This is a genomic window from Bacillota bacterium (genome assembly GCA_023511455.1).
In the GTDB taxonomy this organism is placed as follows: Bacteria; Armatimonadota; HRBIN16; order HRBIN16; family HRBIN16; genus HRBIN16.
Window position 1 is genome coordinate 67,154 of the sequence record JAIMBJ010000009.1, and the last position, 24,629, is coordinate 91,782.

Below are 24,629 nucleotides of genomic sequence, written 5' to 3' on the forward strand. Positions count from 1 at the left end.
CCTCCCGGTCTCATTGTATCGGATTCGAGGGAGGACGGTCAATGAGCAGCGTGCATCGGGCAATACTTACACCCGCAGGCAGACCTGCTCCACAGGCTCGGGAAAGCCGTTGGTGACATGCACAGGGCGATAGGGTTCCACGCGCTGCACAATCACACTCAACCCGCGTCCACGCCGTTGCAGGTGCCCTTCCACGATAACCAGCGGCTGCGTCAGCACCCAGTGCCCGTACGCCTGATACACCTTCTCGAACAGCACGGCATCTACCAGTCCGAACTCATCCTCCAGAGAGACGAACAGCACTCGACGCCCACTGCGCGTCGGCGGGCGATGGGGACAGACAACCAACCCCGCGAGTTTCACCCACGCGCCGTCGCGCACCATCGTCAGGTCGGCGGTACTCAGGATCTCCCGACGTTGCAGGTCGTCGCGCAGGAAGGTCATCACATGGCAATCCACGCTCAGCCCCAGTATCTCCCACTCATACCAGAACTTCTCCCATGCCGTAAAATCCTCCGCTTGCAGGGAGGGCGCTGGTAGGGCTTCGGCAGGGAACAGATTGCCCAGGGCCTGCCGCTGAGCCAGGGCGTATGGAAGTTGCATCAGCCACTGTCGGCGGTTAGGATGCCATGTATCGAAGGTTCCACACAGGATTAGCCGCTCCAGGGTATCTCTGTGCAGTGTGGCGCGACGACACAGGTCTTCTAAGGATTGGAACGGCCGTTCGGCACGCGCTGCCAACAGGCTCTCTATCTCCTCGCGGCTCATTCCCCGCACGCGGCACCACCCAAGACGGATGTTGCCCTCTTCCACTGTGCAGGCAATCTCACTGCGGTTAATGTCGGGCAGTAACAGGCGGATGCCGCGCGTTCGCGCCTGCAGCGCCAGGGTATTCGGGGGATAGTAGCCCATCGGCTGGCAGCTGAGCAGCGCGGCGTAAAACTGCGCGGGGTAGTAACGCAGCATGTAGGCGGTCTTGTAGGCGGTGTCACCGAAGCTGGCGGCGTGCGCCTCACAGAAACCATAGCCTGCGAAGCCATAAATCCACTCATACACCCGCATCGCCAGATGTGCGCTGTATCCCCGCTGCACAGCGCGCTCCACAAACAGTCTGCCCAATCGCTCCATCTCCTGTCGGGAGCGGTGGTGGGTCATCGTCTTGCGCAGCTGGTCTGCCTCGCCGGGGGTGAAGCCTGCAAGGCGCGTGGCGATGAGAATAATCTGTTCCTGGAACACGGGCACGCCGCAGGTATGGCGCAGGATGGGTTCCAGATGGGGGTGCAAATAATGCACGGGATCGTCTCCGTTGCGGCGGTTGACAAAGGGAGTAACCATGTCGCCGCGGATGGGTCCCGGGCGTATCAGCGCCACGCTGACGTCGATATCCATCTGGCACTGCGAGCGCAGGCGTGTATGCAGGCTACGTTGCGCTGGGCTCTCTATCTGAAACGCCCCGATGGTTTCGCCTGCGCGTATCATCTCGAAGGTATCGGGGTCATCGTAGGGGATGTCGCTCACGCGGAAGTCGGGAACACTGCGCCGAATCTGCCCTTCAGCGTGTTCGACGGCAGAGAGCATCCGCAGGGAGAGCAGGTCGAGTTTGACGAAACCCGCTGTTTCCACGTCGTCCTTATCCCATTGCACGACCTTGCGGTTCATCGGGGACAGCTGCACAGGCACAATGCTGTCGATAGGCTCGCGGCTGATGAGTATCCCGCCCAGATGCGTGCCCAGATGGTGCGGCAGGTTGGCAATCTGGGCGCACAGTTTCAGCATCTGTTGTACCTGATGGGCGGTGAAGCCGCTTTCACGCAGCTCGGGCGCGTTCGCAAAGGCGCGCTCCAGGTCGTCGGCATAGCAGAACAGGGGGATGCGTTTCGCCAGACGGTCTACCAGGTCCGAGGGCAAGCCCAGCGTTTTGCCAACCAGTCGCACAGCGGAGCGGGCGCGGTAGGTGGAGAATGTTCCCACCATCGCCACATGCTCCTCGCCGTAGCGTTGACGCAAGTAGTGGAAGACCTCCTCGCGGCGGTTGGCGTCGAAGTCAAGGTCGATATCGGGCTTCTGGCTGCGCTCGATAGAAAGGAACCGCTCGAAGGGGAGTCCGCGTCGGATGGGGTCGATATCGCTGATACCCAGACAGTAGGCGACCGCGCTGTCGGAGACGGAGCCTCGTGCCGCCCAGCGGATGTGCTGCTCTCGGGCGAAGCGGGTCAGCTCCCACACGGCAAGGAAAAAGTCAGCGTATCCCAGCGTGCAAATCACATGCAGCTCCCGTCGCAGTCGGCGGCGCACCTGGTCGGTGATGGACGGATAGCGTTGTTTTGCCCCTTCCCGCACCAGTTGCTGCAGCATCCGCTCGGCGGTTTGACCGTGTGGCAGGGGGAAGCGGGGGAACAGATCACGCCCCAGCGGCACCACGTCCGCTGCGCACCGTTCGGCAAGAAGCAGGCTGTTCTGCCACGCTTCGGGGCAATCTCGATACCGCTTCTGCCAGCTCAGCGCGTCCGCAAGGGTGTTGCAGTCATTGATGGGACGCAGTGGGTGTGCCTCCGAGACCGTAACGCCGAGACGGGCACAGGTCAGCAGGTCATGCGCGGGGAAGCGGTCTGCAGTGGCGTAATGCACGTTCGCGGTGGCAACAACGGGCAGCTGCAGGCTCTGTGCTGCCTCGATCTGGCGGGCGACTATCCATGCATCGCCAGGCTTGCGGGTGTGCTGCAGTTCCACGAACAGGTTCTCTTTACCGAAAACGGCACGCAGGGTTTCGAGCCATTGCCGTGCTTCCAGATAGCGTTGCGCCCGCAACAGATAGGTCAACCTGCCCAGACGACACCCGGTCAGCGCAATCAGACCTTCAGCATATCGCTCCAGCCATTCCAAGCGTACCTGCGCCTTGCCGCGCGGCGACTGCAGGTGGGCGCGTGTCAGTAGCTGGCATAGATTCGCATACCCCTTTCGATGCTCACATAACAGGGTCAGGTGGAGACCGTCTTCCAGCGTCACTTCCGCGCCCACGATGGGCTTGATTCCATGACGGTGACAGGCTTGTGCGAAACGCACCGCCCCGTAGACCCCATGGTGGTCGGTCAGTGCTAAGGCGGGCATCTCCAATCGCGCCGCCTCGGCAACCAGCTCCTCTACCGCGCTGGCTCCGTCCAAAAAGCTGAAACCCGAGTGTACGTGCAGGTGTACGCCTCCCTGACGCATTGTCCACGCCTCCTCAGTCCAGCCATTTCTCTAACGTCCATCGCTGTGTGGCAGGCTCCAGACTGACCTCCAGCACCCGCTGATGCTCGGTAAGCAGGCGGTAAAACACGCGCTGGCTCTCTCCCTGCCACCAGCGGCCGGTCTCTAACCACTCCTCCACCACACAAACCTGCCAAACCTGCCCTCTATACTGAATCCGACAGGGGCGTCCATCGCTCGTCTGCTCCACCTGAATAGGCAGAAAGGTTGCACGCTTCATAGTAGCGTCTCATCCTTTCGTTCCAGCTGGGTTCCAGTTGCACCAGGGGAAAACAAGCTTCCCCCCCAAACCGCCGACGCAGGTATGCCAGCGCCGCTTGCAGGTCACTGCGATGCGCTACTGAGGATTCCAATTCGAGCTGGGTTGGGCGGGAAGCCGTCGACCAAACCACGCGGAGTTGCCACCGAACAGGCTGGGGATAGGACGCACGCATCTGCCACAGGCGGTTTATCTGGGCATAGATAGCGCGTTCATCGGACAGGGGGGCAGGCAGTGAGCGGTGGAGATTCTGCCGTTTGCCGCCTTCGTACGTTAGCGTCAGACGCACCTCGACGATGCCCTGTCCGCACTGCGACGCTTTTGCTGCTATCTCGCGGGCTACTCGCTTCCACAGCGTCTGCACAGCCTCTTCGGTGATGGCGTCGGCGAACTCGCCGCCTGTTTGCCAGCAAGGCGGGGGGTAGAGCGCACGCACGCAGGGGCTATCGTAGCCCTGCGCCAGATACCAGACCGACAGCCCGTTCTCCCCCAGCAAGGTGCGCACCTGCCCTATCGGTTGTGACGCCAGCGTCCCGAAAGACGTCCAGCCCATCCGCAGGCATCGTTGCACGACCCCTTCATAGTCTGCTGGCAGCAGCTGCAGTGGCAGTGGCCATAGCGACAGCAAAAGCGGCGGCTTTAAGATTTTCAGGCGCAGACCCTCTCGCGCCGCCGCCCGCAGTGCCACCTGCGCCGAGAGCCTGCCAGTGCTGAAACCCGCCGTCAACGTGACACCCATGCGCTGGCTCTCGGAAAACAGCGTGCGCCATGCCTGCCTGCCACCATCCTCGAAGCCGCGCCAGTCCAGTAACATCGTGCGAGAGTCTATCGGCTCGGTTGCCAGGGCAAGCTGGGAACAGCGTTGCATCCATTGTTCGTACAACTGTTGGGTTGCCTCTATGTCTTCTCGCAGACAGAGCGCGTGGGGGCACACCGCGCCGACGGCGGACTGCGGCATGGAATGCCTCACGCCGAACGATTGCGCCAGCGCATTTGCCTCGACGACGCGCCCATCGCGTAACACGACCGCAGGGCGATCTTGTGGTGCCTGTAGCGCGCTCAGGGCAAACCCACTGGCGCGCACGCACAGGGTGTTCAATCCTTTCATGTGCATTAAAATAAGTGTATTTTTGTATATTATATTCTGGACGAGACCGCTTGTCAAGGGTAATCCAGTGTTGGCTTGCCCTTTCCCCTGCGAACCTGATACACTGTAGTCGCTCATGAATCGGAGATTTTTGCGAGAACTGGACTGGGCGACCATCCTGCTGGCGCTGGCGTTGTGTGCGTGGGGGCTGCTCATGATTTACAGCGCACGCCGGGCGCAAGGGGATGGACTGTTTTTCGTGCGCAAGCAAGCCATTGCGATGGGCATTGGCATTATAGCGATGTTTCTGGTCGCCTCCCGCCCGATACAGACGTGGCTAAGGTGGACGCGCTGGTTTTACGCACTGAATATCGGCTTGCTGTTCTACGTGGACTTTTTCGGCAAGACCACTAAAGGCGCACAGCGATGGATACCCCTTCCGGGAGGCTTCAACCTCCAGCCATCGGAGATGGCGAAACTCTTCGTTATCCTCACGCTGGCTGCCTGGCTTGCCAGCAGAGAAGAGCAGATACGTTCCCCTCAGCTGGTGCTGAAATCCTTAGCGTACATTGGAGTGCCTGTGCTGCTGATATTCAAACAGCCAGACCTGGGCACCTCGCTGGTGGTCATGGCGATATGGTTCGGCATGATGATGCTGGCAGGGGCAAACTTGAAGCATTTAGGCATCGTGTTGCTGGCTGGACTGGTGGCGTTTATTGCGCTGTGGCACACGGGCGTGCTGGAGGATTATCAGAAGAACCGCTTCATCGCCTTTTTGAACCCGGAACGAGACCCGCGTGGCTCGGGCTATCAGATTCTACAGGCGCGGATTGCGGTCGGATCGGGGCAGGTGTTCGGCAAGGGGCTGTTTCGCGGCACGCAGAACGAGCTGCTCTTCATTCCCGAACAGCACACGGACTTCATCTTTACCGTCGTGGCGGAGGAGACGGGCTTTGCAGGTAGTATCGCTCTGTTGTCGGCATACGCCTTATTGCTGTGGCGATTCCTGCGCCTCATCTTACAGTCGCACCGCCTGTACGTCAGGCTGATTGCGGCAGGCGTTACCACCTTTTTTGCCTACCATATCATCGTCAATACTGGCATGGTAGTTGGCATCCTGCCAGTGGTGGGGGTATGGCTGCCGTTTGTCAGCTTCGGGGGAACGGCGGTCATCACCTGCTTCGTCGCTCTCGGTTTGATGCAGGCGATACATCGGCAGCAGTATGAAGTGATGTTCTAACGCACACGGAATGCGCCGGGACCTCGGCGCGCTGAACTCGTATGCCCGCCTGTATAGCCCTGCGTAACTCCTGATGACATCAGTTTGGGAGAAGTTCCATCCGCTCACACCGGGTGCGTCTGCGGCCACTCCAGTTCGATGCCCTGCGCGCGTAGCAGGCTCTGGTAGTCCCGCAACAGGCTCTCGTCTTCGCGCACTTGATGGGGTTCCGTGCCACGCTGGATACAGAACGCTGCTAGTAATCCTGCCGCCTCGCCGATGTTCCATTCCACCGGGTGCAGGCGGAAACAGCCGTTGGTGATGTGCGTGGTGCCGATGTTTTTGCACGCCGGTAACAGGTTGCGCATGCGCACGGGCAGCAGCGCGCCAAGCGGTATCTGGAACGGCAACGCGCCGATATCGATGGAGTTGGTGCCGTTGGTGCTGGGGTGCAGGTCAATGCGATAACACCCCACGCCCACGCTGTCGGCAAAGGGCTGTGCCCTGTCCGCGCCCGGGTTCAGTTCGGAGGCGACGTGCTGTTCGGTCACGGTGAACACGGCGCGGATGCGGCGCGACTCGCGGATGTAGGGGAACATCGCCAGCCCGTCGTCGGTGCCGGTGATGTCGGGGCGCAGGTACAGGCCGGGGTAGCCGGTGCCGCCGTCGGGGCGCGGGGCTTCCGTCTGCAGCCAGTAGAGCAGGCTCAGCGACAGCTGCCGCGCCTCCTCCAGCCGTTGCTGCACGACCGCTTCGGGCTGGTCGATAATCGTGCCCGCAAAGTAGTCGTTTTGCGGCCAGTTGACGATGGTTACCTCGTGTGGAGCAAGCTCAGGCGGATAGTGGTCGCGACAGACAATGCGTCGGTAGGTAAACAGCGCGCGATAGGGGTTGTCGGTTTCGTGCGGGAACAGGAACCACCGCGTCTTTTCCAGCGTGATGGGGTGGGCGGTGTACCAGCTGAGCAGTTTGTCGGGCCAGAAGGCAGGCTGGTATTCGCGCCAGCGGTCGTACTGGGCGGGTTTGTCGATGGTGTGGCCGCCTTCAGGGTCGTACGCCATCGCGAAGCACCACGTGATCCCCTGCACGTTGTCCGGTTGCGGGGCGCCAGCCACGGCGTGTGGTTCGCCCGTTTCACGCTGCGATTCCGCGCCCACCACATACTCGGTACCGGTCATCGGCAGCAGGTCGCCCAATTCGGTGGCATCCAGCACATAGCGCGCCTGTACCGCCTCTTCATCACCCGTACGCAGGTTGCGGAAGGTAACGGCAAGCACGCAGTCGCCCTGCACCTCGGCGCGGATGGGCTTGCGATGCAGGCGGATGTCCAGCCATCCTGCAGTGCGCGGGTAATGGAGCATCGTTTCCAGCACGGCTAACCCCACACGCGGCTCGTGGCACAGGCGCGAGACCCAGCCGTTGCCCGGGTTTAAGCGGGGGTTATTGCGCGCCTGCAGGGTGAGCGGGTAGTGGTCTCGGTAGAACTGGCGTACAGCGTTTCGATACTGCCGGTAACGGGCGGTGCAGCCGAAGCTTTCGATCCAGGGGTGTTCGTCGGGGGGAACGGCTTGTGCGGTCAGCTGTCCCCCCACCCACTCGGTCTCCTCGGTCATAACCACCGTGACACCCAGGCTGGCAGCCGCCATCGCGGCGGCACAGCCGCCGGTACCTCCACCGACAATCAGCACATCGCAACGGGTTTCGCGCATCGTTCCCCCTCCACGAAGGCGCATATTGATTTGCTTATACTCCCCGAATCAAAAAGCCTCCTGCGGGGCGTGCCCGCAGGAGGCAAAACAGCAGCCGTTTACCGCCCCCAGCGTTCGAACACGATAAGGTCGCCCTTCCAGACGATGCCACGCCACTCCAGCTGATAGGGCAGCGGAGAGTTTTCCGGCACGAAGGTCATCTCCACCGTGTCAAACAGCATGATGCTGGGACCCAGAGCGTCGGTTGGATCGCGCCAGTCCACGATGGTAGCCTTCAGTGTGCCCTTGATACCCCTGCGTGTGAAACCGATGTAAGCGGTGGCTGGTCCGCTGAACGTGGCGGCAAAGGGTCTGTCCATTGCATACGCATCCGCATCGTGCATGACCACCAGCACCGGCACAATCGGTATCCAGCTGTCGACTGCCGGGGTCACCGTGCGGAAGACCAGCTTGCCCGCCAGGGGGTCATCGGGGGGCGTTACCCCCTCAGGGCACAGGATGTTTCGCACCGCTACCTCGATGGTGCCCGCGGTATGGGGGGTGTTGGTAATCAACACGGTGCCGGAACCGTAGCACTTCTGGAAGTAGCAAACGTTGTCCTGCGCCAACAGCGGGAGACTCCACAGCACCAGCGCAAACGTCAAGACGAGACGAGACATACCGGCTCCCTCCTTCGGGATTGGTGGAGTGATTTACCATTCTCGTAGACGATGCAAACGCCAAAAATGTTCCCTAACCCGTGATGAATCTCCGTCGCAGGTACCTGAGTCCAACTCTGTGGAAACCACCTGAGCCAGAGGAGGAATGAGAACATGGCTATCCTGACCGACAAAGATAAGGCAGCGGTACGCGAGCGGTTGAGCGAAATGGTCAACCCTGTAAAGATGATTGTCTTCGCGCCCGCCACCAACCTGATAGCACCGGGGCGACGGGAATGCGCCTTCTGCACCGAGCTGCGCGAGCTGATGAGCGAGCTGGCAGACCTGCATGACAAACTGCAGGTAGAGTTCGTGGACCCGTATGCCGACCCGGTTCGTGCAGCAGCCTACGACATGAAGAAAGACGAGCAGGGCTACCTTGTACCTGCCATCGTGCTGACCGGCTTGCAAAACGGCGAAGAAGTGGATTACGGCATCCGGTTCTACGGCATCCCCGCGGGCTACGAGTTCGCCACCCTGCTGGAGGACATCCTGATGATTTCCACAGGGCATCATCATCTGTCGCCGCAGGTGCTGGACGAAGTGACCAAAATCGACAAACGGGTGGACATGATGGTGTTCGTCACGCCGACCTGTCCTTATTGCCCACGTGCGGTGCTCACGGCGCACCAGTTCGCTTTCGTCAACCCGAACATCCGCGGCGCGATGATTGAGGCGATGGAGTTCGAGCAGCTCAGTCAAGATTGGAATGTATACGGCGTGCCTAAAACCGTCATCAACGAGGTGGTGGAGTTCGAAGGGGCAATGCCAGAAAACATGGTTTTGCGTTACCTCGAAAACGCTCTGGTGAAAGCGTAAAAATGGAAGGCGCGCCCTCGCCCCCTGCACCAGCGGGGGGCTTTTTGTTACAGAGCAGGCAATATTCTTTCTGGAACCCCCTCATTTCCCCTTGACTTTACGCAGGTTAAACGCCTATAATCAATCAAGCGGTGAACGGGCAAGGTGTACGGATTGTTTGTGCCCCGCATCGGCTGTAAAACGGAAGGCAGGAGAGAGATGGCTCGAGAATTACCGAGGTTGAACGTTATTCTGGTGAAACCCTCCAAGTACGACGACGACGGCTACGTGATTCACCATGTACGGGGTGTTTTACCCTCGAACACATTGAACGCGCTGAACGGCTTGTTCCGCGACGCCGCGCAGAAAATGGGCATTACCATCGAGATGCACCTCATCGATGAGACCGTGCAGCTGGTGGTGCCGGAGAGGGTGATGCGCAAATGGGCGATTCCCGGCGTTCCCACGCTGGTCGGTCTGGTAGGCGTGCAAACGAATCAGTTTCCCCGCGCGGTGGATTTGGCACGGCGGTTCAAAAAACTCGGCGCGATGGTGATTATCGGCGGGTTCCACGTGAGCGGTTCGCTGGCGCTGTTGGGACTGACACCCGAGCTGCAGCAACTGCGTGAGGAGGGTATCAGTCTGTTCGCCGGGGAGATCGAGGGGCGCACGGAGGAGCTGTTGACCGATGCCCTCCACGGCAAGCTGAAGTCCATCTACTGGCTGGGCGAATTGCCCGACCTGTCGAAAGAGTGGGCAGCACCCCTGGTAGACGATACAGTGGCACGGCGGTTCATGCTGCCTTACGCCGGGACGATGGACACCTCGCGTGGGTGTGTGTTCAAGTGTTCGTTCTGTACCATCATCCATGTGCAGGGCAACTCGATGCGTTACCGTTCACCGGAGCTGATTGAGAAACATGTTCGAGAGCACTATCCTCGCATCAAACATTACTTCTTTACCGACGACAATATGTCGCGCAACCCTCGCTGGAGAGAGATTTTTGAGCGTCTCATCCAGATGCGAGAGCAGGAGGGCATACGCATTACCTTCATGATGCAGGTGGATGTGCCTTCCTACCGCATTCCCGATTTTGTAGACCTGGCCGCACGCGCAGGTTGCTCGCAAGTGTTTATCGGACTGGAGAGTCTGAACCCGGACAACCTGAAGGCGGCCTCGAAAGGACAGAATAAGCTGAACTTTTTCGAGGAGATGATACAGGCATGGCACCGCTACGGTATCGCCGTACACACCAGTTACATCATCGGCTTCCCCTTTGACACCGTGGAGTCGGTGCGGCGGGACATCACCACACTGATGGAGGTGGTGCAGCCCGATCAGGCGAGCTTCTTCATGCTCACTCCCCTGCCCGGCTCGGTAGACCACCTGGAGATGACCAAACGCGGAGAGTGGATGAGCCCGGACTTTAACGAGTACGACAGCTTCCACGCGGCGCAAAACCACCCGAACATGACCAGAGAGGAATGGTTCAACGTGTATCGGGAAGCGTGGAGGCGATTCTATTCGGTGGAGAATCTAATCAAGGTGCTCAACCGTGCGACGCCGGAATCGTACTGGGGTATCTTCAAGAACGCGGTATGGTACGCTTACGCCACTCACTGCGAAGAGGCGCACCCCATGATTATCGGCTTCTGGCGGCTGAAAGGGCGTACCGAACGCCGACCTACCTTCCCGATAGAGAGCCGGCTGGCGTATGCCTGGCGACGCACGAAGGATACCGTGGTGCTATCATGGCGGGTCGTCCAGCTGATACTCATGTTCGAAAAGATATGGCGCGCCACCTGGCTCACGAAGCGTACGGCGGAGTGGCGCGAGAGCGTTGCACAAGTCAAGGAGGCACAGGTGCAGCGTCAACAGCGCGCAATAGCTCGAGCGGTGGCTTTCTTTACTTATCTGCACCTGCGCATGGGGCAATCCCGTGAGGCGTGGCAGGATGCCTGGCACTTGCTGAAACGCGGCAAACTATGGCATCCTCGCCTCTATCTCAGCAGCATCTATGGAACCATGTTGGGTGTGTCGGAACTGATGACTCGCGGCTGGCTGTTCCTGATGAACCTCGTGTTGGAGACGTGATTGGATATATTAGGAGCTCCACTGTTGGGTTATGCCTTCACGCCTGTATACAACAGGGCGTTTTTAACCCCACAGTGTCGGTACGCCGTCCACGACAATCTTGCGGTCTCGGCTGATAAGAGGCACACGCAAGAATAAGGCAGTGGCTGCGATAATGCGGGCAGAGCACGCCACCCTCCGTCCCTGCGCAGTAGCATCCTCTACGAGTGTGCGCACGCTGCGCGGAAGACGTGGGTCTGCAACAAGTAACCACACCAGTGCGTGAGTGTCCAGAAGATACTCAATCATGTGATATCATCCCGCAGCTGGCTCCATATCTCATGCCTCACCGCATCTATTTCTTCCAGAGAGGGAGCAGGTGCAAGGTCACCACAGTATCCCCATAAGCGGAGTTCCCCTGTACCACCGAGCATTTTTTGTCGTCCGATCGTCTGTTCAAGATGCTCGGTCATCTGCCTCAGCAGGCGGAGTTGCTCGACAAGGGGAAGATGCATGACCTGTGCCATGACATCCTCGGCTGTAGGTGTCTGGTTCATTAGGCACCCCCTTCGTCCGTCAGTGCGCAAAACACACACTTGTCGGTCTGTTGCTTTACGGTTCCTTCGCCACCACATACGATTATACCTGTCCCTCTCATGGTGCTGCCAGCGCACTCTATTCTTTTTTCTGTTCCAGCAGCCACTGGATGACCTGTGCGCTGCTGTAGGCGGGGTCCCACGAGTTATGACCGATGCCGGGCAGTTCGGTATACTTGACCATCGTGGACCCTGCCTTCTTCAAAGCCTCCACCATCTCGCGCGAGAAAGAAGGCGGCACCACGTTGTCGGCATCGCCGTGAAACACCCATATCGGCACATTCTTGAGCTTTTCCGCATCGGCGGGATTGCCTCTTCCACAAATCGGCACCACCGCGGCAAAGGTGTGGGGATACCTGGCGGCCAGCTCCCAGCTGCCGAAACCACCCATGGACAAACCGGTCAGGTACACGCGCCTGGGGTCACACGAAAACTCCTTCATCGTCTGCTGGAGACACCGGTACGCCGCCTCCAGCACCTCTCCGTTCCACCACTTATCCGCAGGGCACTGCGGCATGACAACAATACAGGGAAAACGCTCTGGATACGAGCGTATCGCCGAACCGATACCTACCTGCGTTTGCCTCAAACCGTCGCTACCGCGCTCGCCTGCCCCGTGCAGAAAGAGGATGATGGGGTACCTGTTGGTGGGCGTGTAGTCGCGCGGCACGTAGACCACGTAGGGCATGGTGACGTTGTCTCCGGCGTACGTCCTGTTCAGGAAACCCGTCTCCAACGGCTTATCGGCCTGCGTGGTCGCGGTTGCCAGTAGCAACATCATGAGCCACATCATTCTCCTCCCTGTCGTTTTTGGGTTTGATTCGCGTTTGCTCGCAGAGTTACCTGCGAACAGGTTCTTGCAGGAGTCTCCATAGCACGGGCAGAAACCATGTAAGGACATTATCCCTTAGAGGCAGAAACACATGGCGAAACTGAGAATGTTGATTACTGCCACCGCCGATCAGGTCAAGGAACCCTTCCTGTGGCGGCTGGGCAAGGACTATAATGTGGTGGTGAACATCAAGCGAGCGAACTTTACCGAGGATGGCGGCTACGCCTATGTGGAGCTGGACGGTTCGGTGGAAGAGATACAAAGGGCAACAGCGTGGCTGCAAACGACCGGCATGATTATCGAGCCGGAAGACAGGTCGCTCTTCCCCGAGAACAAGCCCGGATAGCAATGACCGACGCGCCTTATATCGTTGGGGTGGACATCGGCGGTACGAAGGTGGCATGTGTGCTGGCGGATGTGGAGGGGAACATCCTCGCCCGACAGTGGCAGCCAACCCGCGCCGGTGAAGGCTGGCAGGTAGTGGTTCAGCAGCTGTTCGAGATGACTGAACGGGTGCTGGAAGGGGTATCTCCTCACCAGGTGCGCGGCATCGGCATCTCGTGTGGAGGTCCGCTGGACAGCCAGAGAGGGGTCGTTTACTCGCCGCCGAACCTGCCGGGCTGGGATGCTGTGCCGATCAAGCAGGTCTTTGAAGACCACTTCGGGTTGCCCGCGCGCCTCGAAAACGATGCCAACGCCACCGCTCTGGCGGAGCACCGCTTTGGCGCAGGGCGTGGCACGCGCAACATGGTGTTCATGACGTGGGGCACGGGCGTCGGCGGGGGACTGGTGCTGGACGGCAGGCTCTATCGCGGCACCAACGACCTTGCCGGTGAGATTGGGCATACCACTGTCCTGCTGGACGGTCCGTTGTGCGGCTGCGGCAAACGAGGGTGTCTGGAGGCTCTGGCTTCGGGACCCTCTATTGCCCGCCGTGCGAGGGAGCTGGCCGGGGAATCGCCGGAAAGCCTCATCTGGCAGCGAACCTCCCCCAACGAGGTCACTGCACAGCACGTGGTAGAGGCGGCACACGCGGGAGATACCTTCGCACGGTTTGTGCTGGCAGAGGCGGGAACCTACATGGGTATCGGCATCGCGAACGTGGCGCAGATATTAAACCCCGAGCGGGTGGTTCTGGGTACCATCGCCGTCAAAGCCGGTGACCTGGTGCTGGAACCGTTGCGTCAAGCACTGCAGGTGCACGCCTGGAGCAGAGTGCGCGAGGTGCTGCAGGTGGTGCCTGCCGAACTGGGCGACCGCGCGCAGGACCTGGCGGCGGTGTGCCTGTGGCTGGAAGACTAGCACGAGAGCGCATGGGGACTGGTGTCCTCCGCAGCCTTCAAAGCTGTCTGCGGGGTGGGTTGCCCCCGTCCCGGGTGGGTTCGATTCCCACGCGCTCTCGCCACATCGGGAGGAACGGACGATGGAAGGCGAAGCTCCTGCGAACCGCTTGACATGGGCAACCATCGTGTTTGCCTTTGTGGGCTCGGTGGTGATGTACGGTGTGCTGGCGTACATGCTGCAGCAGAGTGGCGACCGCCCATCTGCCTCCGGGCTGGAAGCGATGCGTTTGCCAACCACTCTGCTGGGCGTTGCCTCTCTAGTGGCTTCGGTGGTGTGGGCGCAATCGCGCCTTGCCGTTCGCGGGGAGTACGCCTCCGTCACCACAGATATTCCCACTCCCAAGCAGTTTATCGTGCATACCTTAATCGCTCTGAGCTTTGCCGAAGCCTGCGCCGTGTTCGGGCTGCTGCTTTTCTTCGTGGGAGCGTCCTTCACCGATTTTCTGATGTTCGCCGTTCCCAGTGTAGGTGTGATGCTGTTCTTTGTGCTTCCCAAAGGCAGCGCATACTGGACGGCATGGGAAAGCCGCCGGGAGGAGTAGTTGCTGAATCTGGAGCGGGTGGAAGAGGCTATCCAGCGAGCCACCCAGCGACCAGAGCTGGACGACACCGCATTACTATTGTGGCTGCGCCGCGAGTTTGACCCGTCCATCGCCTCCCAGGCGGTGCAGCAGATACACCTGCGCCACCGTGCAAAGCAGAAGTTCTCCCGCGCCGAGCAGATGTGGTTTACACCCGAAGGTCTGGAGCAAAGCTCTTCGGAAATAGTCGCTACCTATCATGCCTCGCGCTTTCCCGAAAAGGAGCTGGTGGTGGACGCAGGCTGCGGTATCGGAGGCGACCTCATTGCTCTGGGTGGGCGCGGCGAGACGGTCGGTGTGGAACGCGATGCACTCAGCATCCACTTCGCCAAGCGCAACACGGAAGTGTATGCGGTGGAATCCTGCTGTCACCTGATTCATGCTGACCTTTTGCGCCTGCGGCTGGAGGAGGCTCCCTTCCTGTTCATCGACCCGGCACGGCGTGCGGAGCACAGGCGGTGGTCATCGCCGGACAAATGGCAGCCGGACTGGGCAACGGTGTGTCGTCTGGCAAAGAGCGTGCAGGGCGCACTGGTGAAGACAACGCCCGCGCTGCCCATGTCGTACATACCGCCAGATGCCGAACGAGAGTACATCTCCGTGGACAGAGAATGCCGGGAACTATTGCTGGCTTTCGGAGAGTGCAGGCAGGGGAGGTCAAATAGTGCGCTCATCCTTCCCGAAAAGGCAAGGCTGACCTCTGCCGGCTCCCCTGCCCCACCCATCCATACGCCGATGGACTGGATATACGACCCGGACCCCGCAGTGGTTGCTGCGCACCTATTGCCAGAGCTGGCTCAAGTGCTCGGTGGTTATCTTCTGCACCCCCAGATTGCCTACCTGACCTCCGCCAACCTCATACCCACGCCCTTTGCCCGCGCCTACCGGGTGCTGGAGCACTTTGCGTATTCCCGCAAGAGGCTTTTCGAGCGACTGCGCGCCCTGAAAGCAGGCAGTATCACGGTGAAAAAGCGCGGAGTGGCTGTGGAGCCAGAACAGCTGACGCGCGCGTGGAAACCCGCAGGCGACAGGGCAGTCACCGTGCTGATGTACCGAACCGATTCGGGAGTCACGGCGGTGCTCGCAGAGGATACGGGATTTGCTAACAGCTAACAACTGCCATTTGCACGAATGGAAATGTCTTTTTATCAATTTATAAGGCAGTTTACTTGATTTTACAGACAGTATGTGGTATAATACCTGCAACAACGTTCAGCAGGAGGACTGCCAGGATGCACGTGTTAGCAGCACAACGATTGCAAAGCCTGAAACTGGGCGAAGCGGTCACCTTCAAGAACCTGACGATGTTCCCGTTACTCGACGGCGTGCAGGGCGACCCCGATTACCTCACGCTGGATGACGCGCTGCAGCAGGGACTGGTTTCCGTCACCGAAGTACATGAAGGCGGTATCGTGAACAACCTGAAGGTCACCAACCGCAGTGGTTTTGCTGTGCTGATTGTGGATGGCGAGGAGCTGGTTGGAGCCAAGCAGAACCGCGTGGTGAACCTGACCATCCTTGTGCCCGCGCAGCAGACGGTAGTTATCCCCGTGACCTGTGTCGAGCAGGGACGCTGGCACCACGTCTCCCATGAGTTCTACACCTCGCGACAGGCGATGCCTGCCACGATGCGGGCACGAAAGTCCGAACAGGTATTCGCCCGCAGGATGATGGCGGGAGATGCTTATGCCGACCAGTCCGCGCTGTGGGATGAGGTTGCGATGCGCCAGATAGCCCTGGAAGTGGAGTCTCCAACCGGCGCCATGACGGACATTTACGACCGCTACGAGCACACGCTCAGCGACTACGAGCAGGCGTTCCAGCCGCTGGAGGCACAGGTTGGCGCGCTGTTTGCCATCAACGGGCGTATCGTGGGGCTGGACCTTTTTGACTTTGCCCAGACCTTCCGCCGCTTCTTCCCCAAGCTGGTGCGCAGCAATGCGCTGGACGCCATCACCTTCTTCCAGCCGGAGTTTACCCCCCTGACAGCCGACGGAGCACATCAGTTCATCGAACGGGTTGCCCGCGCCGACTCTCAGGTATTCCCGGCGGTAGGCGAAGGGGAAGATGTGCGTTTCCGCGCGGCAGGGGTAGTTGGTTCCGCACTTGTGGCAAGGGAAAGGGTGGTACATCTGTGCGCCTTTGCCCACCACTCGGGCGAAGACGACCACCACGAGCTCTTCACCAGCCTGATTCGCCCCAGTGAGCGCAGACGCAGGCACTGGTGGTAATTCTCCCTGCCAACGCGCCCTTCTGAACGCCGGCGGGGTATCTCGTGTCACGCGCTTCGAGATGCCTCGCCGGCGCGACGGATTTGCGGTATCAGCGGTTCGTCATCCACAGGTGGATATGACCGCTGTAACGTGATCGCCTCACCGTTCGATGTATGTGGTCACGTGCGGCAGATGCCCCATCAGCGAGTCGCGGATACCCTTCACATACGGCTTGATGAGCTCCACGTCGCGCTGGAAGTAGAGGGTAATCCAGGGCACATCTTCGGTCACAGCCAGGCGCTCTGCCTCACGGTACAGCTGGATGCGCTTCTGCTCGTCCTGTTCCCTGTCCGCCTGGTCACACAGCGCATCGAAGCGCGGGTTGCTGTAGCCCACCACGTTTTCGGGCGCGCCGGTGCGCAGCATCACTGACAGGAAGTTCTGGGCATCCAGATAGTCCGCTGCCCAGCGCAGATGGATGAAGGGCAGTTCCTTGCGGTCTAAGGCGTCCAGAAACGCCCCCCATTCCATCTCGCGCAGTTCTACATTGATACCCAGCTCCTTACGGTACTGCTCTTTAATCATCTCGGCGGTGCGGCGCAGGTCGGGAGTTTTCTCGCGGAAGGTCAGGGTAAGCGTGGGAAAGCCCCTGCCGCCCGGGTAGCCAGCCTCCGCCAGCAGCTGCCGTGCCTTTTCGGGGTCGTACGGGATACCGGCGAATTCGGGGTCGTGCCCCAGCACACCGGGCGGTATGATGCCGTTCGCCTTCTGCGGCACACCCATTAACGCCACCTTCACGATGGCGTCCTTATCGGTCGCGTACGCCAGCGCGAGCCGCCACCGGCGGTCTTTAAAGGGCTGAAAAACGTTCTGATTCAACCCCAGATAAAACACCGCTGCGCGGTCGAAGGTGCGCAGCTCTTTGCTCAACACGGGGTCCTGCTGGTCGCGCAGCAGGTCTCCCTTCTGCACGTCCACGATGTCCAGGTCACCGCGTTCGTACATGGCGTGGCGGGTACTGGCATCCAGCACAATGGGTCGTTCGATACCGTCCAGTCTGGGCGCACCACCGTGATAGTCCTTGTTCGCAGTCAGCACCACCTTCGAGCCGGGAACGTACTGGCTCACCTTGAAGGGGCCCGTGCCGATAGCACATCGCTCATTGATGCGCAGGCGTCTGCCGTTCACTTCGTCACCGTCCTGTTCAATCGCCTCGCGGCAGACCACGTAGGCGGTGGGGTAAGTGAGCTTGGCGAGAAAATAGGCTTTCGGATGATCGATGGTGATGCGCACGGTGTACTTATCCACCACCTCCACGCCCTTCACCTCTGTGGCTTTGCGGTTCAACTTATCCAGTGCGCCCACGATGTCGTTCAGGTAGGTGGCGGAGACGGGCGAAGCCAGCTCGGGGTCGCAGGCGCGTTCGATGGAGTACTTGAAGTCCTCCGCGGTCACCTCACGCCCATTGTGGAACTTCACCCCTTGTTTCAGGCGGAAGGTGTAGGTACGCCCGCCATTGCTGATTTCCCAGATCTCCGCCAGATTGGGTTGCAGGCGGTTGTTTTCATCCCACTGCACCAGTCCTTCGAAGACGTGGAAGAGCATATCGATGGTGGGACCGTCGCGCACCAGGGCGGGGTCAAAGGTGGTCGGTTCGGTAGTGAGCGCGTAGCGCAACACGTTTTGAGCGGGTGGCGCGGAAGCCTGCCGCTTGCCACAGCCCACTGCCAGGAGTGCGATGGACAGCAGTATTATGATAGAGAGTGCATATCTGCTCACGCTACGGTTTACCCCCTTGGTCTTTGCTCCAGCCGGTGTGTATTGTCGCAAAGCATTTGGGCATCACCTGCGCCGATTCCTGCCGGCAGCAGGTATAATCGGATAGTGGCAAATGAAGTTAGGAGTGACGCGGTTTCCATGAACACGCGGCGGGACAACCTTTTTCAGCGATTATACAGACAATTTCCTGTCATGCTGAGCGCAAGTGAAGCATCTCAGAGCGACAAAAAGAGATTCTTCGCTTCGCTCAGAATGACAGATGATGTCGCTTTATATCGCAAACCTCCCTTACAGTCTTTTAACTGCGTCACTCCTATGAAGTAAAGGCACACCGATGTCCCAACAGGAGATACATCTGCATATCGAAGGCATGACCTGCGCGGCATGTGTGGCGCGGGTGGAGCGCGCGCTGAAGCGGGTGCCGGGCGTGCACGAAGCGGTTGTCAACCTCGCTACCGAGAGCGCTACCGTGCACGCCGACCCGGGCGCGGTACCGGTGGAACGGCTGCTGGAAGCGGTAGAGATGGCAGGCTATACCGCCCAGCCCGTTACCGAGGAAACCCCTGCCCCCTTGCCTTCCCGCCGCACCGAGCAGGAACTGCAGACCGCTCGACGTCGGCTGTTAGCCAGCGTCGTGCTCACCCTGCCGGTCTTCGTGCTCAGTATGGCGGTGCACCATCCTTCCTACACGCTGAAACTGCTCCAGCTCGCGCTGACTACCCCTGTTCAGTTCGTTATTGGCGCGCCGTTCTACAACAGAGCATGGCACGCGCTCCGCGCCCGCAGTGCGAACATGGAGACGCTGGTCGTGCTGGGCACATCGGCTGCCTACCTCTACAGTCTCGTCGCTACGTTCTGGACGGGCGGCGCGGTGTACTACGAAACGGCGGCGGTCATTATCACGCTGATTACCTTCGGCAGGTATCTGGAGGCGCGGGCGAAGGGACGCGCCCGTCAGGCGATTGAACGGTTGATGCGCCTCGCGCCACAGGAAGCCACACGTATCCGTAATGGCGACGAGGAGCGCGTGCCCGTCTCGGCGATGCAGGTGGGTGACCTGCTGCGCGTGCGTAGCGGGGAAGCGATACCGGTGGACGGCGAGGTGCTGGACGGTTTCGCGACGGTGGATGAAAGTATGCTGACAGGCGAAAGTGTGCCGGTGGAGAAACGGTGCGGTGATAGCGTTGCCGCCGGTACCATCAACACCGACGGCGTGCTGGTGATACGTGCGCAGCGGGTGGGCGCAGATACCACGCTGGCGCAGATTGTGCGCACAGTGGAACGGGCGCAAGAGGCAAAGCCTCCCGTTCAACGGCTGGCGGACGCAGTGGCGGCGGTGTTTGTACCCATCGTGCTGGTGATTGCGCTGGGCACGTTTCTGGTGTGGCTTCTGGTGTTGAAAGCGGGGTTCACGACGGCGATGATACATGCGGTGGGGGTGCTGGTGATTGCCTGCCCGTGTGCGCTGGGACTGGCGACGCCGACCGCTGTGCTGGTGGGCACAGGCAGGGGAGCCGAGCTAGGCGTGCTGGTGAAAGATGCGGAAACCCTGGAACGCGCCCGACAGGTGGATACAGTCATTCTGGATAAAACAGGCACGCTGACCTTGGGCAAGCCGCAGGTGCATCATGTGGAGACGCGGAACGGAATGCCCGAGCAGGATTTGCTGAGGCTCTGCGCGTCGGCGGAGGTCGGCTCCACGCACCCGTTTGGGCAGGCGGTGGTGCAATTTGCCCGGCAACAGGGGATACCGTTATCCAGAGCAAACGGTTTTCGCGCCATCCCCGGCGGCGGGGTAACCGCAGAGGTGGAAGGGCATCGGCTGGTGGTTGGCTCCGCGCGTCTGCTGGAGGAAGAAGGAGTAGCCATCAGCCCGCAGGACTGGCAGAGGATACGCACCCTCCAATCGCAGGGCTATACCACGGTGCTGGTGGCAATAGACGGTGAAGCCGTCGGGGCGTTTGCCCTGCGCGACGAGCTGCATCCCACCGCACGCGAGGCGGTTGCTCAGTTGCTGTCGCTGCACATGGAGGTGTGGATGGTCACGGGCGACCAGCGCGTGGTGGCGGAAGCCATCGCCAGAGAGGCAGGTATTCCATCCGAACGGGTTCTTGCGGAGGTTTCACCGCAGGGTAAGGCAGAAGCCATTGCCATTTTGCAGGCTCAGGGACGCAAAGTGGCTTTTGTGGGAGATGGCATCAATGATGCGCCCGCTCTGGCGCAGGCGGACGTCGGTATCGCAATGGGCGAGGGCACTGACGTCGCGCTGGAGAGCGCGGGCATCGCGTTGCTGGGCAGCGACCTGCGCGGAGTGGCGACCGCCCTGAAGCTCTCACACGCCACTGTGCGCACGATACGCCAGAACCTCTTTTTCGCCTTCGTGTATAATGTACTGGGTATCCCTCTGGCAGCAATGGGCTATCTCAGCCCGATGCTTGCCGCTCTGGCGATGAGCCTGAGTTCCGTGTCGGTGGTAACGAACGCGCTGCGCCTGCGACGCGCCGTGTAGAAACTCTGGCAAGGGAGGTGGTGTGATGGCTATCAGCGGAATGGTGCATCACGGCCTGACTAAAGGTCAGCGCAAGGAGTGGCGGCGCAAAGGCTACGCTACCGCCAGTCTCTACGGGAAGGGCATCGAACCTCTGCAGCTGCTGGTTCCCGTCCGCGAGGTTATCGATAGCATCGTGCGGCAGGGTGGCAGGAACAACGCTGTGCTGGTGCTGAACCTGCAAAACGGCTCGAACCGCCTGCACACCGTGCGCGTGAAGGAAATCCAGCGACATCTGACCACACACGAACCCACCCATTTCGACTTCCACGTGCAGAACGCCAGCTGAACCATGCTCTCGCGCGCACGGCAGGCTTCACCTGCAGAGGCGAGAGCAACAAAAAGGCAATCCCTCTCCTGCTCTCAGGAGAGGGACAGGGAGGGAAGGAGCGTCCGGCTCGGTTAAGCCTTTTTGCGCAGGCGCAGCGCGACCGGCGCCAGACCGCTCAGCATCAACGCCCACGTGCCCGGCTCAGGGATGACGGGACCGGGTGGGGCGCTAAGGGTTACCACCTTCGTGAGGCTTCCGCTCAGAGTCTCTCCGAGTGTCAGCGTTTTCCGCCACTGGAACACGTTGGTCATGTCGCCCGTTCCGCCTGCTGAATTGGAGACATTGTACACTGCGCTGTCGTTCAGCAGGTCGCGCAGGTTGGCATAGAAGTCAATGTCGTAGCCCACCAAGTCAAACTCGCTGGCGATAACGTCCACGAGCGTGTTTCCCTCTTCGTAATGGACGTCAACCGGCAGCGGGGGGAAAGCGGTATCGCCGCCCGGAGTGTCGTTCAGGTCGAAATCCGAGTAAGCGAAGAAGTCGACCGTAATAGGCTGCGGTAAGGGTGAGTAAATGTGCTGGATGCTCCAGGCAACGTTGACGTAGGCAGAATTTGCGTTGACGCCGTTGAGCGTGTAGTCTAGCCTGATCAAAAGCGCATTTGGCAGATTACCAGCGTCTTCCCTAAAAACCAACTGCACGTTGTTGGCACCGCCGGACGTAATGGTGACCAGCTTGGTCAAGGGCTTTTCCGCACTATCTAGGTTGGTGCGGTACCACCACCAGTTTTGGTACATGTGGTCGGTACCGTTAGTGTCCTTGAAGTCACCAAGCCCCTGCTGGCTGATATTCTCGGAATACGTCCAGCCGTTGTGGGTCAGGGTGAAGGTAGTTGCCAGAGCCTGCGAACCGCCCAACAGCACGGACGCCAGCGCGCCCAGTAAAACGATACGCCACAGGTTTTTGAGCAAACCTCCAGACATGGGTTTCGCCTCCTTTGACGAATTTGTGCTTCGCCCTTAATCTAATGCAAAACCCATGCCAGAGGTGCTGTGCATAATACGGGTTCTCGGCAAAAGGCAGATGAAAAATGGCACAATTACTGTCAGTAGCAGTACGGGGATGGCTTACCAGCCGGCGGCGTGTCCGTCGCAGCGGGGGTCGGAGCCAGCGAGCAACGCCCTGCTTGCGGGGTGCACCGCAATGACCTGTACCGCACCCGATTGCCCCCACTCGGGCAGTAACAGCACGCGATGCCCCTTCTGCTCCAGCGCGACCAGGGTCTCCGTCGGCACGCGGCGCTCCACTTTAAGCCCCTCCGTGTCATGCTGCCAGCGGGGCGCCTCTACCGCCTCCTGCGGGTTCATGCCGAAATCTATCAGGTTGCAAATAACCTGCGCGTTGCTCTGCACCTGCACATCGCCTCCCGGCGTACCCCCCACGAAAGCCAGCTCCCCCTCACGGGTGAGCAGGTAGGCATTGAGGGTGTGCGCGGTGCGCTTGCCTGGCTCCAGCACATTGGGGCTGTTGGGGTCTAACGAGAAGCCCGTCATGCGGTTGTTGAACAGGACACCCGTGCCTTCTGCCACTTCCGCACAGCCGAAAGAGTGGAAGATGCTCTGGATGAAGGAGATGGCGTTGCCGTAGCGGTCTACCACACAGAAGTATGTGGTGTCGTGTTCTATCTCGCCTGCGGCAACGCGGTTGGCGGCGCGGTTGGGGTCTATCTGTCGCCTGCGCCGTTCCGCGTACTCGTTACTGAGCAGCACGTCCATCGGCACCGATACGAAGCGCGGGTCGCCGAGGTAGGCGTGTCTGTCCGCGAAGGCGAGTTTTTTCGCCTCCACCTGCAGATGGATGACGTCGGCGCTGAGCGCGCCCATGCGGTGCAGGTCGTAGCCCTCCAGAATGTTCAGCATCTGCGCGAGGATGTGTCCCTGCGAAACAGGCGGCTGCGCGTGCAGGGTGTAACCGCGGTACTCCACGCGAAGCGGTTCGAGCCACTCGGCGGGCGGCTCGGCAAGGTCTTGCTCGGTAAACAGTCCGCCGTGGTGCTGGCAGTGTCGTACGATGCGCTGGGCAATCTCCCCCCGATAGAACTCCATCGGTCCGTGCGCGGCGATGCGGCTCAGCGTCCAGCCAAGGTTTGGCTGTGTCATCATTTTGCCGGGATAAGGCAGCTCGCCGTCGGGCAACAGTTCGCGCCAGGTGATGGGAAACTGCCTTAGCAGGTCGGCGTGCGCATGGAATACCTGACTGTAGCGGTAGCCCGCGGGGAATCCCTGCTGTGCGTAGCGGATGGCGGGCTGTAACAGTTCGGCGAGCTCGCGGGTGGCGTACCGCTCGTGCAGCAGTACCCAGGCGGATACCAGCCCCGGTACCGACGCGCTCTGGATGCCTCGCAGGGGAATCCCATCGCGGAAGCGTTCCAGGGTGGCGGCTTGTGGGGCAGGACCGGAGGCGTTCAGCGCGTGCGTTTGTCGCGTGCGGGCGTCGTATAGCACCACGAAGGCATCGCCGCCCAGATGGCTGTTGTAGGGTTCCACCACCGTCAGCACCGCGCTGATAGTGAGCGCGGCATCCACGAAGTTGCCCCCGCTTTGCAAGACATGCAGCCCCGCCGCCGTAGCCAACGGCTGAGAAGTGGCCACTGCGCCGTTTCGAGCCACGACCACTCCGCGATAGGTCACTCTGCGCTTTCCTCCCGTTGTCGCAGTTTCGCCTCCAGTTCCCGCAGGCGGGTTTCCATTTCTGTTGCTCGCTCTTCCAGCTCTACGGCGGTTGGGATAATGCGCCCGCGCACGGGGTCATACAGACGCACCAAGTAACCATCGTCCTCTGCGCGCACCACCACTTCCAGCCCCAACAATTCACTGCGAGCGCGCCACTCGCGGTCGCCGGGATGTGCCGTCGGTATCTGCTGGTATGCGCCCCCCGCCAGGCGATGCAGAATGACCGGTTCTATCAAATATTCACGCCGCACGTCGATCAGGATGTACTCCTTCACACCCAGTCGCTGATAAAGCCGATACTTCCTGTCCAGGTCCTCCCCTGCGGTGGAGCGGGAGGTGAGCTCGATAATCACATCGGGCGCCTTACCAATCTCCCACACCTTCCACGTGGCGCGCCACGGGCGTTTGGGCACGCCGAAAGCCACATACACGTCAGGGGCGACGCGCTGCGAGGGGTTCCCTTCCACCCAGTACAGGAACTGATTGCCCGCGACATACACATCGTCTCGTGCCGCGAAGTACCGCTTTAGCGCGTCGATCAAATACAGCATCGCTTCTAAATGTTCTGGTGTCTCCGCCATGGGCTTGCCATCCGATTCCGGGTAATGCACCGGGCGTTGTATCTGTACGGTCGCCACACGC

At 60.4% G+C, this 24,629-nt stretch carries 22 protein-coding genes and 1 tRNA gene; 11 read left to right on the forward strand and 12 right to left on the reverse strand.

What is annotated here, in order from left to right; genetic code table 11:
• Positions 1-66: 66 nt before the first annotated feature.
• The 3 genes from K6U75_07515 to K6U75_07525 are packed head-to-tail and all read right to left on the reverse strand — an operon-like array spanning position 67 to position 4,592.
• Complete coding sequence (locus tag K6U75_07515; GenBank protein ID MCL6474882.1) at positions 67-3,210, reverse strand: DNA polymerase III subunit alpha; 3,144 nt, start codon at positions 3,208-3,210, stop codon at positions 67-69.
• Between the two features lie 13 nt (positions 3,211-3,223).
• Positions 3,224-3,370 (reverse strand): hypothetical protein, encoded by a 147-nt coding sequence (locus K6U75_07520; protein ID MCL6474883.1) that lies wholly within the window; start codon positions 3,368-3,370, stop codon positions 3,224-3,226.
• Positions 3,371-3,395: 25 nt separating this feature from the next.
• On the reverse strand, positions 3,396-4,592 hold the full coding sequence (locus tag K6U75_07525; GenBank protein MCL6474884.1) for a hypothetical protein: 1,197 nt from the start codon (positions 4,590-4,592) through the stop codon (positions 3,396-3,398).
• Positions 4,593-4,731: 139 nt separating this feature from the next.
• Here K6U75_07525 and rodA point away from each other — a divergent pair, with 139 nt between their 5' ends.
• Positions 4,732-5,835, forward strand: a complete 1,104-nt coding sequence (gene rodA / locus K6U75_07530; protein MCL6474885.1) for a rod shape-determining protein RodA — start codon at positions 4,732-4,734, stop codon at positions 5,833-5,835.
• 104 nt (positions 5,836-5,939) lie between these two features.
• Here the strand turns inward: rodA and K6U75_07535 are convergent, their stop codons facing one another.
• Both K6U75_07535 and K6U75_07540 read right to left on the reverse strand, forming a co-directional pair.
• Positions 5,940-7,523: an FAD-dependent oxidoreductase gene (locus K6U75_07535; protein MCL6474886.1), complete on the reverse strand. Its 1,584-nt coding sequence runs from the start codon at positions 7,521-7,523 to the stop codon at positions 5,940-5,942.
• Between the two features lie 98 nt (positions 7,524-7,621).
• The gene (locus tag K6U75_07540) at positions 7,622-8,182 is read right to left on the reverse strand and encodes a hypothetical protein (GenBank protein ID MCL6474887.1); all 561 of its coding nucleotides are present in this window, start codon (positions 8,180-8,182) and stop codon (positions 7,622-7,624) included.
• A 153-nt stretch (positions 8,183-8,335) separates the two neighbouring features.
• Here K6U75_07540 and K6U75_07545 point away from each other — a divergent pair, with 153 nt between their 5' ends.
• Complete coding sequence (locus K6U75_07545) at positions 8,336-9,040, forward strand: thioredoxin family protein (protein MCL6474888.1); 705 nt, start codon at positions 8,336-8,338, stop codon at positions 9,038-9,040.
• A 198-nt stretch (positions 9,041-9,238) separates the two neighbouring features.
• On the forward strand, positions 9,239-11,113 hold the full coding sequence (locus K6U75_07550) for a radical SAM protein (GenBank protein ID MCL6474889.1): 1,875 nt from the start codon (positions 9,239-9,241) through the stop codon (positions 11,111-11,113).
• Between the two features lie 63 nt (positions 11,114-11,176).
• On the opposite strand, the gene K6U75_07555 is transcribed toward K6U75_07550, so the two are convergent.
• The 3 genes from K6U75_07555 to K6U75_07565 form a co-directional block, all read right to left on the reverse strand.
• Positions 11,177-11,401 (reverse strand): hypothetical protein, encoded by a 225-nt coding sequence (locus tag K6U75_07555; GenBank protein ID MCL6474890.1) that lies wholly within the window; start codon positions 11,399-11,401, stop codon positions 11,177-11,179.
• Positions 11,398-11,649 carry a hypothetical protein gene (locus tag K6U75_07560; protein MCL6474891.1) on the reverse strand — a complete coding sequence of 84 codons (252 nt, stop codon included), beginning with the start codon at positions 11,647-11,649 and terminating at the stop codon, positions 11,398-11,400. The genes K6U75_07555 and K6U75_07560 overlap by 4 nt, the downstream gene beginning before the upstream one ends.
• Before the next feature lie 118 nt (positions 11,650-11,767).
• On the reverse strand, positions 11,768-12,481 hold the full coding sequence (locus tag K6U75_07565; GenBank protein MCL6474892.1) for a prolyl oligopeptidase family serine peptidase: 714 nt from the start codon (positions 12,479-12,481) through the stop codon (positions 11,768-11,770).
• Between the two features lie 130 nt (positions 12,482-12,611).
• On the opposite strand from K6U75_07565, the gene K6U75_07570 reads away from it, so the two are divergent.
• The 6 genes from K6U75_07570 to K6U75_07595 all read left to right on the forward strand — a co-directional run bounded on the left by K6U75_07570 (position 12,612) and on the right by K6U75_07595 (position 16,675).
• Positions 12,612-12,866: an NIL domain-containing protein gene (locus tag K6U75_07570; GenBank protein MCL6474893.1), complete on the forward strand. Its 255-nt coding sequence runs from the start codon at positions 12,612-12,614 to the stop codon at positions 12,864-12,866.
• A gap of 2 nt (positions 12,867-12,868) precedes the next feature.
• On the forward strand, positions 12,869-13,822 hold the full coding sequence (locus tag K6U75_07575; protein MCL6474894.1) for an ROK family protein: 954 nt from the start codon (positions 12,869-12,871) through the stop codon (positions 13,820-13,822).
• 3 nt (positions 13,823-13,825) lie between these two features.
• A tRNA-Sec gene (locus tag K6U75_07580) sits at positions 13,826-13,925 on the forward strand.
• Positions 13,926-13,943: 18 nt separating this feature from the next.
• Positions 13,944-14,405, forward strand: a complete 462-nt coding sequence (locus K6U75_07585) for a hypothetical protein (GenBank protein ID MCL6474895.1) — start codon at positions 13,944-13,946, stop codon at positions 14,403-14,405.
• On the forward strand, positions 14,406-15,557 hold the full coding sequence (locus tag K6U75_07590) for a hypothetical protein (GenBank protein MCL6474896.1): 1,152 nt from the start codon (positions 14,406-14,408) through the stop codon (positions 15,555-15,557).
• A gap of 119 nt (positions 15,558-15,676) precedes the next feature.
• Positions 15,677-16,675 (forward strand): hypothetical protein, encoded by a 999-nt coding sequence (locus tag K6U75_07595; protein MCL6474897.1) that lies wholly within the window; start codon positions 15,677-15,679, stop codon positions 16,673-16,675.
• Between the two features lie 141 nt (positions 16,676-16,816).
• On the opposite strand, the gene K6U75_07600 is transcribed toward K6U75_07595, so the two are convergent.
• On the reverse strand, positions 16,817-18,436 hold the full coding sequence (locus tag K6U75_07600) for a peptide ABC transporter substrate-binding protein (GenBank protein MCL6474898.1): 1,620 nt from the start codon (positions 18,434-18,436) through the stop codon (positions 16,817-16,819).
• 334 nt (positions 18,437-18,770) lie between these two features.
• Between K6U75_07600 and K6U75_07605 the strand changes: the two genes are divergently transcribed.
• Complete coding sequence (locus tag K6U75_07605; protein MCL6474899.1) at positions 18,771-20,945, forward strand: heavy metal translocating P-type ATPase; 2,175 nt, start codon at positions 18,771-18,773, stop codon at positions 20,943-20,945.
• 25 nt (positions 20,946-20,970) lie between these two features.
• The gene (locus tag K6U75_07610; protein ID MCL6474900.1) at positions 20,971-21,273 is read left to right on the forward strand and encodes a hypothetical protein; all 303 of its coding nucleotides are present in this window, start codon (positions 20,971-20,973) and stop codon (positions 21,271-21,273) included.
• A gap of 113 nt (positions 21,274-21,386) precedes the next feature.
• Here the strand turns inward: K6U75_07610 and K6U75_07615 are convergent, their stop codons facing one another.
• The 3 genes from K6U75_07615 to K6U75_07625 all read right to left on the reverse strand — a co-directional run bounded on the left by K6U75_07615 (position 21,387) and on the right by K6U75_07625 (position 24,625).
• The gene (locus K6U75_07615; protein MCL6474901.1) at positions 21,387-22,238 is read right to left on the reverse strand and encodes a PEP-CTERM sorting domain-containing protein; all 852 of its coding nucleotides are present in this window, start codon (positions 22,236-22,238) and stop codon (positions 21,387-21,389) included.
• Between the two features lie 144 nt (positions 22,239-22,382).
• Positions 22,383-23,945, reverse strand: a complete 1,563-nt coding sequence (ggt, locus tag K6U75_07620) for a gamma-glutamyltransferase (GenBank protein MCL6474902.1) — start codon at positions 23,943-23,945, stop codon at positions 22,383-22,385.
• The gene (locus K6U75_07625; protein ID MCL6474903.1) at positions 23,942-24,625 is read right to left on the reverse strand and encodes a Uma2 family endonuclease; all 684 of its coding nucleotides are present in this window, start codon (positions 24,623-24,625) and stop codon (positions 23,942-23,944) included. The genes ggt and K6U75_07625 overlap by 4 nt, the downstream gene beginning before the upstream one ends.
• Positions 24,626-24,629 lie beyond the last annotated feature (4 nt).